Origin of the sequence: Marinobacter sp. (genome assembly GCF_034669625.1) — a bacterium.
Taxonomy (GTDB): Bacteria; Pseudomonadota; Gammaproteobacteria; order Pseudomonadales; family Oleiphilaceae; genus Marinobacter.
On the sequence record NZ_JAXMOY010000019.1, the window covers coordinates 47,070 to 62,095 of the forward strand.

A 15,026-nucleotide genomic window follows, 5' to 3' on the forward strand; every position below is an offset into this window, starting at 1 on the left:
ATGAACGTTGCAGCGTATATGACGGAGTTGGGCCAGCAGGCTCGGGCCGCCGCACGAGGAGTTGCCAGATCAACGACTGAGGTGAGGAATCGTGCGCTCTTAGCCACCGCAGACGCACTCGATAGTGCCAGGGCGGAGCTTGCTCAGGCCAACCAGAAAGACCTGGAGAGCGGACGGTCGAACGGGCTTGATGCTGCCATGCTGGATCGATTAGAACTGACCCCGGCCCGTATCGATACCATGATCGAAGGCCTGAAACAGGTTGCTGGTTTGCCGGATCCGGTCGGTGAGATTACCGACATGAACTATCGTCCGTCCGGGATACAGGTCGGGAAAATGCGCGTACCGCTGGGCGTAATCGGCATCATTTATGAATCCAGGCCGAATGTGACCGTTGAAGCCGCCAGTCTTTGTCTGAAATCCGGAAATGCGACGATTTTGCGGGGTGGCTCTGAGGCCATTCACTCCAATCAGGCTGTGGCTGCCTGTATTGCTCAGGGACTGGCTGCTGCGGGATTGCCGGAAACTGCGGTCCAGGTGGTTGAAACCACAGACCGTGACGCCGTTGGTGAGTTGATTACCATGCCTCAGTATGTGGATGTGATTGTGCCTCGGGGCGGGAAGGGGCTGATTGAACGTATCTCTCAGGATGCCAAAGTGCCGGTTATCAAGCACTTGGATGGTGTCTGTCACGTATACATTGATAGTCACGCCGATCCCGAGAAAGCGCTGAAGGTCGCGGTGAATGCCAAAACCCATCGCTACGGCACCTGCAATACCATGGAAACGTTGTTGGTGGATCAGGAGATTGCTGAGGATATCTTGCCTTTGTTGGCGGCGGAATTCGATGCGAAGGGTGTGGAGTTGCGCGGTTGCGAACGAACACTGAACATTCTTCCCGGCATTGTGGCGGCGACTGAAGACGATTGGCATGCCGAATACCTCGCCCCGATTCTCGCAGTGCGTGTGGTGGACGGTCTGAGTGGCGCCATTGATCACATCAATAGCTATAGCTCTCAGCATACAGAAAGCATCATTACGGAAAACTACACTCGAGCCCGTCGCTTCCTCACCGAAGTGGATTCCAGCTCTGTAATGGTTAACGCTTCGACCCGTTTTGCGGACGGCTTTGAGTATGGGTTGGGTGCGGAAATTGGCATCTCCACCGATAAAATTCATGCCCGTGGCCCGGTTGGGTTGCACGGTCTGACCTCTCAAAAGTATGTGGTGTTCGGTGACGGCCACATCCGGGCCTGATTGATGCACGTTATCTACGGCGGAACTTTCGACCCGATCCACCACGGACACCTGAGGCTGGCGCTGGAGGTGGTCGATGCGCTGCAGGTTGAGCGGGTGAATCTGGTGCCTTGTCATATTCCGCCCCACCGAAGTGGTACCGGGGCAACCTCTGCTCAGCGACTCGAGATGATTTGTCTTGCTATCGAGGGCGAAGCGCGGCTGTGTGTTGATGATCGTGAATTGCAGCGCGCAGGCGCGTCCTATACGGCGGATACCCTGCGACAATTGCGGCATGAGCTGGGCCCACATCAGCCTTTGGTGATGGTCGTGGGTACGGATGCCTTTGCCAGCTTTGACCAGTGGCGCGAGTGGCGGGGAATCCCGGAGTTGGCGCATATTGTCGTGGTTAGCCGTCCCGGTTCTGAGCTGCCGGAGGGGAGTGCGGCCAGTTGTTTGCTCGATGAGCGCCGTGCAGAAACTGTCAGCGACTTGTGGCAGGCCCCGGCAGGCAAGATTTTAGAGTTTGATTCACCGCTAATTGATATTTCGGCGACGGGTATTCGCCAGCGAATTTCAGGTGGGCATTCAGTTCGTTACCTGCTGCCCGATTCAGTGTTGCAGAGAATTCACGAGCAAGGCCTTTACGGTGCCTGCCCCGACAGAAACTTTTAGTGCTACAATCGCGTCTGAATATCACTAATCGGGCGGCCATCTGGGCCACTGCCCGGAACACAGGGTAATTATGCAGGCAGAACAACTGAAAGATCTGGTCGTAAACGCGCTAGAAGACATTAAAGCGCAGGACATCAGCGTGGTTGATGTTCGTGACCGTACCAGCGTTACTGATTTTATGGTTCTCGCATCGGGTACCTCCAGTCGGCACGTTAAATCACTGGCCGATTCCGTGGTTATTGAAGCTAAGGAACAGGGGATGCGAGCCAATAATGTAGAAGGTGCACCGGGCAGCGACTGGATTCTCGTTGATCTGGGCGACGTGGTTGTGCACCTGATGATGCCGGCAGCCCGGGAGTTCTACGATCTGGAACGCTTCTGGCGTGATGCTCCAGATGTTGGTGCGGCAGGCAGCGAGTAATCATGCGCCTGCGATTGATCTGCGTGGGGCAGAAGATGCCCGACTGGGTCACTGCGGGGTATAACGATTATGCGCGCCGGATGCCACCGGAGCTGCCCCTCGAGTTGACCGAAATTGCCATGCCTCACCGCGGCAAAAACCCTGATATCCCCAGACTCATGCAGCGTGAAAGTGATTCTATTCTTTCGGCTGTAGGTCAACGGGACAGGGTGGTTGCTCTGGAGGTAGGTGGACGCCCGTGGTCAACAGAAAAACTTGCGAGCCAGCTGGAGCGCTGGCAGCAAGATGGTCAAGATGTGTCGTTTTTGGTGGGTGGCCCCGATGGCTTAGCCGAAGCTTGCCGGCAACGTGCCGATCAACAATGGTCGCTCTCCCCCCTCACTTTACCTCACCCTCTGGTGCGTATTCTGCTTGCAGAACAGCTGTATCGCGCCTGGTCTATCACACGTAATCACCCTTATCACCGGGCCTAGGGTTTTCTATGGCTTGGGGTGAATTCAAGGACACCGCGGCAGAACGCCGGTTATTTCAACGTCGTGCTTTAGTGATGTTGCTGTTTGTCATGCTGTTGATGACCGGGTTGCTGGCCCGTATGTATCAATTGCAGATCGTTGAACACGACATTTACACCACTTTGTCTGATAAAAATCGTGTTCAGGTTCAGTCGGTGCCACCACCCCGAGGTTTGGTTTATGACCGAAACGGGGAGCTCATGGCTGAGAATCGGCCGGTCTTCAGTCTGACGATTGTGCCTGAAAGGGCCGCTCCGATTGACGACACTTTGGCTCGCTTGGGGCGGATAATCGAGATTGCTGACGAAGATCTCGAACGCTTCAAAAAACGATTGAAAGAACCAAGGCGACCGTTTCAGGAAATCCCTCTGTTTTACGATCTGGGTGAATCTGATATCGCCAAGATGGCCGTGCATCGCCATGAGTTCCCCGGCGTAGAGGTATCCGCGGAGTTGGTGCGTTACTACCCCCACAGTGATCTCACCGCCCATGCTCTGGGATTTGTTGGCCGCATTAACCGCGAAGAGTTGAATCGGATCGATCCCGTCAACTACGCGGGTACCAACTACATCGGCAAGTCCGGGATCGAGCGCTTCTATGAAGAAGTATTGCACGGTCGGGTTGGCTATCAGCACGTTGAAACCAACGCCCGTGGCCGCATTCTGCGCGTATTGGAGCGTGAAAACCCGGTGCCGGGTGAAGACCTGGAATTGCACCTGGACCTTCGTCTTCAGCGCAAGGCGCATGAGCTCATGGAAGGACGTCGGGGGGCCATTGTAGCGATTGAACCAGCCACAGGAGGTATTCTGGCGCTGGCGAGTGTGCCCGGTTTCGATACCAATCAATTTGTGACGGGCATCAGCGTGGCAGACTACCGCGCGCTGAGTGAAAGCAACGATAAGCCGCTTTTTAACCGGGCGCTGCGAGGCCAGTATCCGCCGGGATCAACCATTAAACCGATGATGGCAGTGGCCGCACTGGACAGCGGGGTGACAACCCGCGATAGAAAAATCTGGGATCCGGGCTATTACCAGTTGCGTGAAGGTGGGCGGCGTTACCGTGACTGGAAGCGTGCGGGGCATGGCTGGGTAGACCTCAAAGAGGCAGTGGCGCAATCCTGTGATGTCTATTTTTACGATGTGGCGGTCGAGATGGGTGTCGATACGATGCACGATTACTTGTCCGCGTTTGGCTTTGGTGAAGACGCAACACTGGATGTCTCCGGCGCGTTGAGTGGTCTGCTGCCATCCGATGACTGGAAGCGCGCCATGCGCAACGAGCGCTGGTATCCCGGGGATTCTGTCAACATGGGGATCGGTCAGGGGTTCTTCTTGGCGACACCGTTGCAGCTGGCGACGGCAACCGCCCTGGTCGCTAACCGCGGTGAGTGGGTTGAGCCTCGTTTGTTAAAGGACATTCGTGGTGAGCGGTCGGCTGATGAGTTTTTGCCCGAAGAAACCCACAATCCTCTGGTTTTGAAGGATTCGGAAAATTGGGAATACGTTGTCGATACCATGGCAGAAGTGATGCACGGCTCGCGAGGCACCGCCCGCAGAGCTGCGCAGGGGGCCAGCTACCGAATGGCCGGCAAAACCGGTACCGCGCAGGTGTTCAGTCTGGGACAAGATGAAGAATACGATGCGGAAGAAATTCGGGAACGCCTTCGAGACCATGCGTTGTTTGTTGGCTTTGCTCCGGCGGACGATCCCAAAATCGCCGTGGCGATCATTGTCGAGAATGGTGGTGGTGGCAGTAGCGTAGCAGCGCCGGTTGCGCGGGGGTTGTTCGACGCTTGGCTGGAAGAGTTTCCCGCTGAAGAATCGGCACGTTTGCTGGGGCAGTCGAACCAGAATGGGAGTGAGCTCTGATGGGGCTGGGGAATGATTTACTGGGTGCCCAGAGGGATGCTGGTTTAGGTCGGTCGCGCAGCATCTGGAGCATACTGCACCTGGATCCGATCTTGCTTTTTCTCCTCTTGACGCTCGTCGGTGGTGGACTGTTTGTTCTCTACAGTGGTGCCGATAGAAATATTGAGGTCGTTAAAGCGCAGGGCATCCGGCTAGCCGTGGCCTTTGGCGTGATGCTGGTGTTTGCACAGTTGGACCCTGCCGTATTCCGGCGCTGGTCGCCTTGGTTGTATTTGCTTGGGCTGGTGGGTTTGGTGGCGGTGTTGCTGGTGGGCGTCGGTGCCAAAGGCGCGCAGCGTTGGCTGGCGATCCCAGGGCTGCCAAGGTTTCAGCCCTCAGAATTGATGAAATTGGTGGTTCCGATGATGGCCGCCTGGTACTTGTCTCGTCATTACTTGCCGCCCACTTTTGGCCGAGTGATGATCGGGCTGTTCATTGTACTGTTACCCATGTTCCTGATTGTCCAGCAGCCTGATTTAGGTACCTCGTTGCTGGTGGGGATGGCTGGTATTTTCGTGGTGTTTTTTGCCGGCATGAGTTGGAAACTCATCACAGCGTTTTTTGGTGTGGTGTCGGTCTCTGCGCCTCTGATGTGGTTTTTCGTGATGAGGGATTACCAAAAGCAGCGCGTGCTCACCTTGCTGGACCCTCAAAGTGACCCGCTAGGGGCGGGGTGGAACATTATTCAGTCGAAGACTGCGATCGGTTCGGGAGGCATGGACGGCAAAGGTTGGCTGCAGGGAACTCAGTCGCATCTGGAGTTTTTGCCAGAAAGCCACACAGATTTTATCGTTGCGGTGCTGGCTGAAGAATTCGGCTTTGTCGGCATGTTGTTGCTGATGGCGGTGTATTTCCTGATTATCCTGCGCTGTTTGTACATTGCCGTGTCGGCTCAGGATTCCTATGCTCGCCTGTTGGCCGGCGCTTTGACCATGACCTTCTTTATCTACATCTTTGTCAATGTGGGAATGGTCAGTGGGTTGCTGCCCGTGGTTGGTGTGCCTTTGCCCCTGATTAGCTATGGTGGAACGTCGGGCGTTACGCTGATGGCGGCTTTTGGTGTGCTTATGTCGATTCACACCCATCGCCGAATGATTACTGCGTGAAGTAAGGTGAATCATGGCGGCCCGGTAATGGTTAAGGCCCGCATGAACCCGTTACAATATTGCAGGTCAGAAAACTCTGACAAACCAACACTATGAGTTGCGCGCAGCTATGGCGAACATTTTGAAGACATGGTTTTTGGTGCCCGTTATAGCAGTGGCTGTTGCTGGCTGCTCGAGCACGCCAGAAGTAGACCATTCGTCAAGATACACCTTGAAACAAGATCGGGCTCCTGCCGGGGATTTTGACGTCAGTGACTTGGCAGATGCGGAACCACGCTACGAGGCTCCCCGTCGGGCAGGTAATAAATCGCCCTATCAGGTTTGGGGTAAAAGCTACCATGTCGTCGATACCAACGACGGATATGTGGAGCGGGGAACCGCCAGTTGGTACGGGCAAAAATTTCATGGCCATAAAACCTCGAATGGCGAAGTGTTCAACATGTACAGCATGTCGGCTGCCCATAAATCACTTCGCATCCCCAGCTATGCCAGAGTGACTAATCTGGATAATGGGCGCTCGGTGGTTGTTCGGGTGAATGACCGCGGGCCGTTTCATGGCGACCGATTGATTGATTTGTCGTACGCAGCCGCCAAGAAACTGGGTTATCAGTCCCGTGGGACTGCTCGCGTTGAAGTGGTGGCCATCACTGTAAAGCCCGACGGCTCCATGTTTTTGGCAGGGCAACCCTATAATCCGAACGGCGAGACCGTGATGGCCAAGCCTGCCGTGGAATCTGTTGCTCCCCAAGAGCCGGCTGCTGAAGCTGCTCGTAAGGCTTTGTTTGTCCAGTTGGGAGCTTTTGGCAGCCCGGAGCCTGCAAACGCAATGCTCGCCCGTGCGCAACGAGAACTTGATGATCCAGTAAGGGTTCGACAAGTCTCAACGAGCAACGGGCGCTTTCACCGGGTGCAAGTTGGCCCGTTTGTGAACGAAGACGACGCTCGGTATGCCCAGAACCTGATTGAATCTAAAGGTTTTGGCAATTCCATTGTGCTTACGGATACGCACTGAACCGCCTGAGTTCAGAACACACATAAGACAAACCTCTGACAGCGAATGAAACGACCCATGGCTTTCAAAATGTTTACTCGAATCTTTTTTCTGGCTCTGTCTTTGACAGTGTTTTCCGCGCAGACATCCGCGCAATCGGTGCTCATACCCTCGGCGCCTAAAATAGCAGGCAGTTCCTGGGTGCTGCTCGATCCGCTCAGTGGTCGCGTGATCATGGAGCACAACAGCAACGAACGTTTGCCGCCGGCCAGTCTGACTAAAATGATGACGGCCTATATCGTTGAGCGTGAGCTGGATGAGGGGCGGATCTCCATGGAGGATAGCGTGCCCATCAGTGTCAACGCGTGGCGCACCGAAGGCTCGCGTACCTTTCTCCGTGAAGGCACCAGCGCGACCGTACACAATTTGCTGAAAGGCGTAATTATTCAGTCAGGCAACGACGCATCGGTGGCATTGGCGGAATTTATTGCCGGCAGTGAAGAAGCGTTTGTGGACATCATGAACCAGCAAGCTCAATTGCTCGGCATGAACAATACTCACTTCCGGAACGCAACGGGATTGCCAGCTCAGGATCATTTCTCAACGGCTTACGATCTGGCGCTTCTGGCCCGTGCAATCATCCAGGATTACCCTGAGAACTACCCGATTTATGCAGAGAAGCATTTCACCTACAACAACATCCGTCAGCCAAACCGAAACGCCTTGTTGTGGCGTGATGACAGCGTTGACGGTTTGAAAACCGGGCACACCGAAGAAGCAGGTTACTGCCTGGTGGCTTCGGCGAAACGTGGTGAAACCCGCTTGATTGCTTCGGTCATGGGTACCAGTAGCTCCGCAGCCAGGGCTCAGGAAGTTCAGAAGATGCTGAACTACGGTTTCCGCTATTATGAAACAGAGCGTCTGTTCCGTGCGGGTCAGGAACTGATGGCGGCTGATGTTTGGGGTGGTGTTGCAGATGAAGTGTCTGTCGGAATGGCGGAAGACGTATACGTAACGATTCCTCGCGGCTCTCGAGGTAAACTGGAATCGACGGTCGACCTTGATTCTGTGATTAAAGCGCCCATTAAGATGGGTCAGGAGCTGGGGCAAGTTCGTGTGGTGCTCGATGGTGAGACCGTGGTTGAACAACCGGTTCTGGCACTGACTGAGATTGAGCAAGGTGGTCTGTTCAAGCGCCTGTGGGATTCCATCAAGCTCTTTTTCATTCAACTAATCAATTAAGACTGCGCGGATTGTCCGCGACGACTTGGGAGTATAGGGCGGCATGACTGAGCCGAAAGCACCGAAAATTGAGTTTCCATGTGATTACGTGATTAAGGTAATCGGAGACTCTGCCCCGGATTTCATTGATGTGGTTGCAGCCATTGTCGAAAAACATTCGCCGGGTATTGATAAGACTGCTCTTTCCGTAAATGACAGTCGAAATGGTCGGTTTTGTTCGGTCCGGGTAAAGATTGTTGCCACCGGGGAGCCTCAGCTTAAAGCGCTTTTCGAGGAACTGAAGGCCACCGGCCGGGTTCATATGGTGTTGTGATGACAGACCTTATCGTCCGCTCTCTTGGGCAACAGCCGTATATGGAAGCGTGGGAAGCGATGAAATCGTTCACCGCGTCCCGTGATAAATCTACGGTTGATGAACTTTGGTGTCTTGAGCATCCCAGAGTGTTTACCCAAGGGCAGGCCGGTAAGGCTGAACATATTCTTCTGCCGGGGGATATTCCGGTGATTCAGGTGGACCGGGGAGGGCAGGTCACCTACCACGGGCCAGGGCAGTTGGTTGTTTATCTGCTTATCGATCTGACCCGGCGCAAGCTGGGAGTTCGATCGCTTGTTGATGAGATCGAACAAGCGATCGTTCGTACTCTTGCTGATTACGATATCGAGGCGGCGCCGAGATCGGACGCGCCCGGCGTCTATGTTAACGGCGCGAAAATCGCCTCTCTGGGGCTGCGTGTGCGCAAAGGATGTTCGTTTCACGGTCTGGCATTGAACGTGAATATGGATATGGAGCCTTTCTCTCGAATCAATCCTTGCGGTTATGCGGGAATGTCGATGTCTCAGGTCAGTAATTTCGTGCCCGGTGTTTCGGTATACGACGTTGAACAGCATCTGATTAAGGAGTTGGTCTCCGGGTTGAACGGGCACGACATCGAATACAAGCAGGGCTGGTAATTGGCCCGTATAGCAATCTCTGTGGGGCGGATGGGATAAGCTGTCTGCGTGCAGTGTCGATATAATGTAGCGTGAGAGTTGTTAGGCGGTATCTTTTACTGGCCACATTTCGAGCACCCCACATTAAGACAGGTTCTTCATGTCTACCAGAAAGCCCGCAAAATCCGTTTCCCGCATCAAGACTGGCAGCTTCGAGCGCCGATTGTCTCTGACTAAGGCCGGTTTGTTTGCCGGTACCCGAATGGCCTCCCACATGGCCACCAATTGGTTTAGCGCGAAAGAAACCCGTGACCAACGGCACCGGGCGATGCTCTCGAGTCAGTCTCAGTTTTTGGTTCACGAGCTTGGCAAGCTCAAAGGCAGTGTGGTGAAAATTGGTCAGGTCATGGCGCTTTACGGTGAGCACTTTTTGCCGGACGAAGTCACCGAAGCGCTGCATACGCTCGAAGACCAAACCACATCGCTGGAGTGGCCGGCTATCGAACGGGTGCTGAAGGCTGAAATCGGGGCCGACCGGCTGGCGGAGCTGGAAGTGGATCCTGAACCCATAGGGGCGGCATCCTTGGGCCAGGTACACCGTGCGGTGCGGAAAAGCGACGGTCTGGAACTGGTGTTGAAAGTTCAGTACCCCGGCGTGGGGGATGCCGTTGACAGTGATTTGAACGCCGTTGCTCAGTTATTGAAAGTCGCCCGTCTTGTTAGCTTTGGGCCAGAGTTTAACGACTGGCTGGAAGAAGTCCGGGAGATGATGCACCGTGAGGTGGATTATCGACTGGAGGCCCGTACTACCGAAAAATTCCGAACCATGCTCATAGAGGACCCGCGGTTTGTTGTGCCTCGGGTGTTGCAGGAGTACTCGACCGATCACATCATCGCGTCTACTTACGAACACGGCCATTCCGTCAGTTCGCCGGAAGTGTCGGCCTTGCCTCAAGAACGGCGCAGTGAGCTGGGTAAGGCGGCCCTTGAATTGTTCTTCCGGGAGTTGTTCGATTGGGGCGAGATTCAGACCGACCCGAATTTTGGTAATTATCGAATCCGCATTGCGAACGAGCCGGGTGAAGACCGTGGCCGGGACAAAATCGTGCTGCTTGATTTCGGTGCCGTGCAAAGCTATTCCGATGAGTTTCTCACACCGGTCATTCAGATGATCAAAGCGTCTTATGAAGGCGATCTGGAATTGGTGATTGAAGGTGGGGTTACGCTAAACTTTATGAGTCGGGATTGGCCAGAGGCGGTGCTGGAGAAATTTGGCTCGGTGTGTATGTCGGTGCTGGAACCGTTGGCGAAAGATCGCAGCGAGTGGCCAGATTACGCGGTGAATGATGACGGCGAATACCGCTGGAAGCAAAGCGATCTTCCTTCCCGGGTGGCGAGACAGGCTGCCCGTTCAGCCATTAGTCGGTACTTCCGAGTGCCACCCAAGGAGTTTGTGTTCCTGAACCGCAAGCTGATTGGTGTCTACACGTTTATCGCCGTGCTGTATTCCGAGTTTAATGGCGAAGACATTCTCAGGCGTTACCTCTACCCGGAGTAACGGTTAGCCCAAGGCTTTCTGAACCGCCCAGATAACGAGGGCGTACCGCAGGCCTTTGCCGATACCCACCAAGACAATAAAGTTCAGCCACGGCACTCGCATCATACCGCCGATGAGTGTTAAGGCATCCCCGCCCAGCGGCAGCCAGCCGAGTAACAGTGACCATTGCCCGTACCGGTTAAACCGGTTGCGGGCTTTGTGCAGTTGCATCTCGCTGACCGGAAACCAACGTTTGTCCTTAAAGCGATCTACTTGTCGGCCGATAACTCCGTTAACGACAGACCCCAGTGTGTTGCCAAGGGTCGCCGAGAGCCATAGCCAAAAAAGGGGCAGTCCTTGATTCGCCAACGTGCCCAGCAGTATTTCGGAATAAGCCGGCAGCAGCGTGGCGGCTGCGAAGGATGTCAAAAAAAGGGTGAGGTACGCCATGGGCGCTCCATGCTCTACTATGTGTTTTTACGCTTACTGTAATAGGTTTTACGTTCTATGAAACATCTTTCGCTCCGTTTGAAGCTATACGGCCTGGTGATCACGCTGTTGTTGCTGCTCAGCCTCAGCATCGTTTTGACGGCTCAATGGTCGTTAGGAGTAATGAAAGAACGTTTGTCAGATGATACCCACGACATGGTGCAGGGTATTGTGATGGACCAACTCAGTGCAACCGCCGGCCAATACGGTGAGTTGGTCACAGGTAAGTTTGAAGCAGCCTACCAAACACCGGACATACTCCGGGTTCTGATCAGCCGCAACATAGAAAACGATAAGTTCGGGCGTATCAGCCGCTGGGCGCTGCAGGACACGCTTCGTGCTGTTTTGGAGGAACAGGGCGATATAAGCGCCATCTACGCCCAATTTGAGCCCAACGCTTACGATGGCCTGGATGAGTTTTTCAAAGACGGGGTCGCAGAACACAGCAGTGATGAAGGCACGCTGGATATCTACTATTTCCGAAACCCGGAAGGCATGGTTGAGCTTAATCGCGTAGAGGACCCGGCGGAAAAGTATCTGGACGCCCGCAACGAGTTTGGTGACCGCCAAGCGGAGTGGTATTTGTGTGCCATGGAGTCCCTGCAACCCTGCCTGCTGGAACCCTACGACTATGAAATAGAGGAGGGGTATTCGGAGCTGATGACCAGCCTCATTGTGCCGGTTGTGAGTGAGGCGCAATTTTCCGGAGTGGTTGGCATCGACATAAATCTCTCCACGCTTCAGAACATGGTCAAAGCGGTGAGTCAGGGGCTTTTCGACGGCGAATCCAGAGTCACTTTACTGAGTGAGCGTGGGCTTATTGCGGCCTCTAGTCATTATCAGCAGCATTTGGGGCGGCCGCTGAAGGAAGCTTTGCCAAAACTAGCGCCGGAATTCATCAAGTTGCACGAGCAGGCCGGTCGTTTTGATGATGGCGATACTCTGGCGGTAGCGCAGACTGTCGAAGTCACGTTGTCCGGGAGCGAGTGGTCGTTGTTAATCGAGTTGCCCCGAGATGTGGCCCTTGCCAGTGTGAATGAAATCACTGGTCTGCTGGCGTCCGAAGTGAATGCAACCGCCACGCGGCAGGCAATGGTTGCAACGATTGTGGTGTTGGCAGCCCTTGCTCTATTGATTCTGCTGGTCCGTTCGGTGACCCGGCCGCTCGATGAGATCCGGGACCGGATGCAGAATCTGGCAAGTGCGGAGGGTGATCTGACCCGGGAGTTGGCTATTGACACTCATGCCGAATTGATTGCCTTGGCGGGTGGCTTTAACCGGTTCCTTGCCCGCCTCAGAGAGATGATTGGCGACTTGAAAGAGGTGAACGTCAAGGTGCGTGCTCAGGCTGCCGATATGGGGGCTGTAAGCCGCGACATTGATGACCAGGCTGGCCAGCAGCACGGTGATATCGATAGTGTTGTCACGGCCATGAATGAAATGTCGGCAGCCGCTGGCGAAGTGGCCGGTTTCTCGAGCGAAGCGGCCGACAATGCCCGCGCGGCTCGGGACGGCATCCAGTTCACGCGGGATACCTTGGGCGCCGCCGTCAAAGGGGTCGATGCTTTGGCCGGTGATATGGGGGAAGCAAGCTCGGCGATTGGGCATGTAGAACAGCGCAGCGAAGAGATAAACCGAATTATCGAAGTGATTCGCGGTATCGCCGAGCAGACCAATCTGCTGGCTTTGAATGCGGCGATCGAGGCTGCCCGTGCCGGTGAGCAAGGGCGTGGTTTTGCGGTGGTGGCGGACGAGGTGCGAACGCTGGCCTCGAAAACGCGAGAGTCCACCGATGAGATCAGTGACATGATCGAAGCCTTGAAAGGCGATGTCACCGACGCCGTGTCAGTAATTCAGCATGGTGTGGATCGTGCCTCCGGCGCGGTGGATGGCACGCGAGAAGCGGCCCATTCGTTAGCCACGGTTGTCGAACGCATCGGTGTGATCGTCGAACATGTCACGCAAGTCGCAACAGCGGCGGAAGAGCAAAGCTCGGTGAGCGAAGAGATTAATCGTAACCTGACCCAGATTGGTGACGCTGCCACCGACCTGCGCGAATTGGCGCAGCGGGTTCGCCAAAGTGGCGAAGCGCTGGACGGACAGGTCCAGGTGCTGGACGGGGAACTGGAACGCCTGAAAACCTGAGTTGGGTCACCACCGGCTCAGTATCGGTACTTACTATGAGCACTATGTGCAGGATCAATTTTTAATTTTCCCTGCGCGTGTCATCATTCAACGCAATTGACGTTATTGTCTTATTCACCACAAGGGTTAACCCTTGTCGCAGGAGGTTGTTATGGAACAGGTCACTATTTACGGGCGTACAAGTTGCGGTTTTTGCTTGCGAGCCAGAGACCTGTGTGAGTCCCAGAACATTCCGTACACCTGGGTTGATATGGTAAAGCAGGGTTTGAGCAAGCAGGATGTGGCGGAGCGGATAGGTCAGCCGGTTTACACGGTGCCGCAGATTCTGGTCGGCTCGGAGTATGTGGGCGGTTGCGATGAGTTTTTCGCCTACGTGCGTCAGCACGGGGTCTAAGTACGCAACGAGCTGATGCTTGTTTAGAGTGTCACAAAAAAGCCCGGTTACTTTTCAGTAGCCGGGCTTTTGCGTTCAGGTCTCGCTGATCAGAGATTGAATTCCGTTTTCAGCTTCTTCTCAACCAGCTGGTTCTTCAGCTTGGCAACCTTTGGCAGGCCATTCTCGAACGGAGGGAAGTTTTCGCCTTCGATCAGTGGCTGCAGGTAGTCACGGCATTCCTGAGTGATGCCGAAGCCGTCATCCGTAATGTAGTGGATGGGCATTTTCTTTTCCTGGTTCGCCACTTCGCTCAGGTTGGCTTCACCGATTGACCAGCGGTAAGGCTTGACCTGATCACGCACGATCGTCGGCATCAGCGCCTGCTTGCCAGCCAGAGCCATTTCTACCGCGGCTTCGCCGACAGCATAAGCTTGTTCTACGTCAGTGGCCGAAGCAATGTGACGAGCAGAGCGCTGCAAATAGTCAGCGACCGCCCAATGATACTTATGGCCCAGAGCTTGTCTGACCATATTCGCCAAGGCCGGGGCTACACCGCCCAGCTGAGTGTGGCCGAACGCATCTTTGGCGCCAGCATCGGCAACAAAACGGCCATCGTCGTATTGGGCGCCTTCAGAGGCCACCACCACACAGTAGCCATAGTCCTTCACGCACTGATCAACCCGTGCCAGGAATTTCTCGCGGTCGAACGGAACTTCCGGAAACAGGATGATGTGAGGTGGCTCGCCTTCTTCCTGGCCTGCCAGGCCACCGGAAGCTGCAATCCAGCCCGCGTGACGGCCCATAACTTCGAGAATGAACACCTTGGTGGAGGTTTCACACATGGACTTGATGTCCAGACTGGCTTCCAGAGTCGAGGTGGCAATGTACTTGCCGACAGAGCCGAAGCCCGGGCAGCAGTCGGTGAAGGGCAGGTCGTTGTCGACGGTTTTAGGCACACCGATGCAGGTGATCGGGTAGCCCATTTTGTCGGCCAGCTGAGAGACTTTGTAAGCGGTGTCCTGGGAGTCACCACCACCGTTATAGAAAAAGTAGCCGATGTTGTGGGCACGGAACACTTCGATCAGTCGTTCGTATTCACGCTGATTTTCTGAAAAGTTCTTCAATTTGTAGCGACAAGAGCCGAACGCACCGCCCGGGGTGTGGATCAGTGCCTGAATGTCTTCATTAGACTCCAGGCTGGTATCGATCAGTTCTTCGGTCAGTGCACCGATGATACCGTTGCGGCCGGCGTATACTTTGCCGATCAGATCCGGGTACTTGCGTGCGGTCTGGATAACGCCGCATGCGCTGGCATTAATGACGGCGGTTACCCCGCCAGATTGGGCATAAAATGCGTTCTTGATCGCCATCGCGGGCTCAAGCCTCCTGCTGGTTCAAAGTTGGCGCGAATGATACGCCAAACACGGCCGTTTTTCATGAGGGGATGCCGACTCTTGAC

The 15,026-nt window shown here is 54.9% G+C and carries 15 protein-coding genes; 13 read left to right on the top strand and 2 right to left on the bottom strand.

All coding sequences use genetic code 11. From position 1 onward, the window contains the following. The 11 genes from VOI14_RS13905 to VOI14_RS13955 all read left to right on the top strand — a co-directional run bounded on the left by VOI14_RS13905 (position 1) and on the right by VOI14_RS13955 (position 10,578). Positions 1-1,257, top strand: a complete 1,257-nt coding sequence (locus tag VOI14_RS13905) for a glutamate-5-semialdehyde dehydrogenase (RefSeq protein ID WP_323752643.1) — start codon at positions 1-3, stop codon at positions 1,255-1,257. Between the two features lie 3 nt (positions 1,258-1,260). Continuing rightward, on the top strand, positions 1,261-1,911 hold the full coding sequence (gene nadD, locus VOI14_RS13910) for a nicotinate-nucleotide adenylyltransferase (RefSeq protein ID WP_323752644.1): 651 nt from the start codon (positions 1,261-1,263) through the stop codon (positions 1,909-1,911). Between the two features lie 70 nt (positions 1,912-1,981). Then, positions 1,982-2,332 (top strand): ribosome silencing factor, encoded by a 351-nt coding sequence (gene rsfS / locus VOI14_RS13915; protein WP_323752645.1) that lies wholly within the window; start codon positions 1,982-1,984, stop codon positions 2,330-2,332. A gap of 2 nt (positions 2,333-2,334) precedes the next feature. Continuing rightward, entirely contained in the window at positions 2,335-2,805 is a 471-nt protein-coding gene (gene rlmH, locus VOI14_RS13920) for a 23S rRNA (pseudouridine(1915)-N(3))-methyltransferase RlmH (protein ID WP_323752646.1), read from the top strand. 8 nt (positions 2,806-2,813) lie between these two features. Continuing rightward, a complete protein-coding gene (gene mrdA / locus VOI14_RS13925) occupies positions 2,814-4,712 on the top strand; it encodes a penicillin-binding protein 2 (RefSeq protein WP_323752647.1) in 1,899 nt (632 codons plus the stop codon). Beyond that, positions 4,712-5,857, top strand: a complete 1,146-nt coding sequence (gene rodA / locus VOI14_RS13930) for a rod shape-determining protein RodA (protein ID WP_323752648.1) — start codon at positions 4,712-4,714, stop codon at positions 5,855-5,857. The genes mrdA and rodA overlap by 1 nt, the downstream gene beginning before the upstream one ends. Positions 5,858-5,966: 109 nt before the next feature. Beyond that, positions 5,967-6,869, top strand: coding sequence for a septal ring lytic transglycosylase RlpA family protein (locus VOI14_RS13935; RefSeq protein ID WP_323752649.1), 903 nt, complete (start codon positions 5,967-5,969; stop codon positions 6,867-6,869). A 57-nt stretch (positions 6,870-6,926) separates the two neighbouring features. Then, positions 6,927-8,090, top strand: coding sequence for a D-alanyl-D-alanine carboxypeptidase family protein (locus VOI14_RS13940; protein WP_416361432.1), 1,164 nt, complete (start codon positions 6,927-6,929; stop codon positions 8,088-8,090). 43 nt (positions 8,091-8,133) lie between these two features. Continuing rightward, complete coding sequence (locus VOI14_RS13945; RefSeq protein WP_323752650.1) at positions 8,134-8,403, top strand: DUF493 domain-containing protein; 270 nt, start codon at positions 8,134-8,136, stop codon at positions 8,401-8,403. Beyond that, the gene (gene lipB / locus VOI14_RS13950) at positions 8,403-9,041 is read left to right on the top strand and encodes a lipoyl(octanoyl) transferase LipB (protein WP_323752651.1); all 639 of its coding nucleotides are present in this window, start codon (positions 8,403-8,405) and stop codon (positions 9,039-9,041) included. Before VOI14_RS13945 ends, lipB begins: the two co-directional genes overlap by 1 nt. A gap of 139 nt (positions 9,042-9,180) precedes the next feature. Continuing rightward, complete coding sequence (locus VOI14_RS13955; protein ID WP_323752652.1) at positions 9,181-10,578, top strand: AarF/ABC1/UbiB kinase family protein; 1,398 nt, start codon at positions 9,181-9,183, stop codon at positions 10,576-10,578. 3 nt (positions 10,579-10,581) lie between these two features. On the opposite strand, the gene VOI14_RS13960 is transcribed toward VOI14_RS13955, so the two are convergent. Continuing rightward, positions 10,582-11,007, bottom strand: a complete 426-nt coding sequence (locus VOI14_RS13960; protein WP_323752653.1) for a YqaA family protein — start codon at positions 11,005-11,007, stop codon at positions 10,582-10,584. Positions 11,008-11,064: 57 nt separating this feature from the next. Here VOI14_RS13960 and VOI14_RS13965 point away from each other — a divergent pair, with 57 nt between their 5' ends. Together VOI14_RS13965 and VOI14_RS13970 are read left to right on the top strand one after the other, a co-directional pair. Continuing rightward, the gene (locus VOI14_RS13965; protein WP_323752654.1) at positions 11,065-13,191 is read left to right on the top strand and encodes a methyl-accepting chemotaxis protein; all 2,127 of its coding nucleotides are present in this window, start codon (positions 11,065-11,067) and stop codon (positions 13,189-13,191) included. A gap of 151 nt (positions 13,192-13,342) precedes the next feature. Then, on the top strand, positions 13,343-13,585 hold the full coding sequence (locus tag VOI14_RS13970) for a GrxA family glutaredoxin (protein ID WP_323752655.1): 243 nt from the start codon (positions 13,343-13,345) through the stop codon (positions 13,583-13,585). An 89-nt stretch (positions 13,586-13,674) separates the two neighbouring features. On the opposite strand, the gene VOI14_RS13975 is transcribed toward VOI14_RS13970, so the two are convergent. Next, positions 13,675-14,937: a 6-phosphofructokinase gene (locus VOI14_RS13975; RefSeq protein ID WP_323752656.1), complete on the bottom strand. Its 1,263-nt coding sequence runs from the start codon at positions 14,935-14,937 to the stop codon at positions 13,675-13,677. Positions 14,938-15,026: the final 89 nt, after the last annotated feature.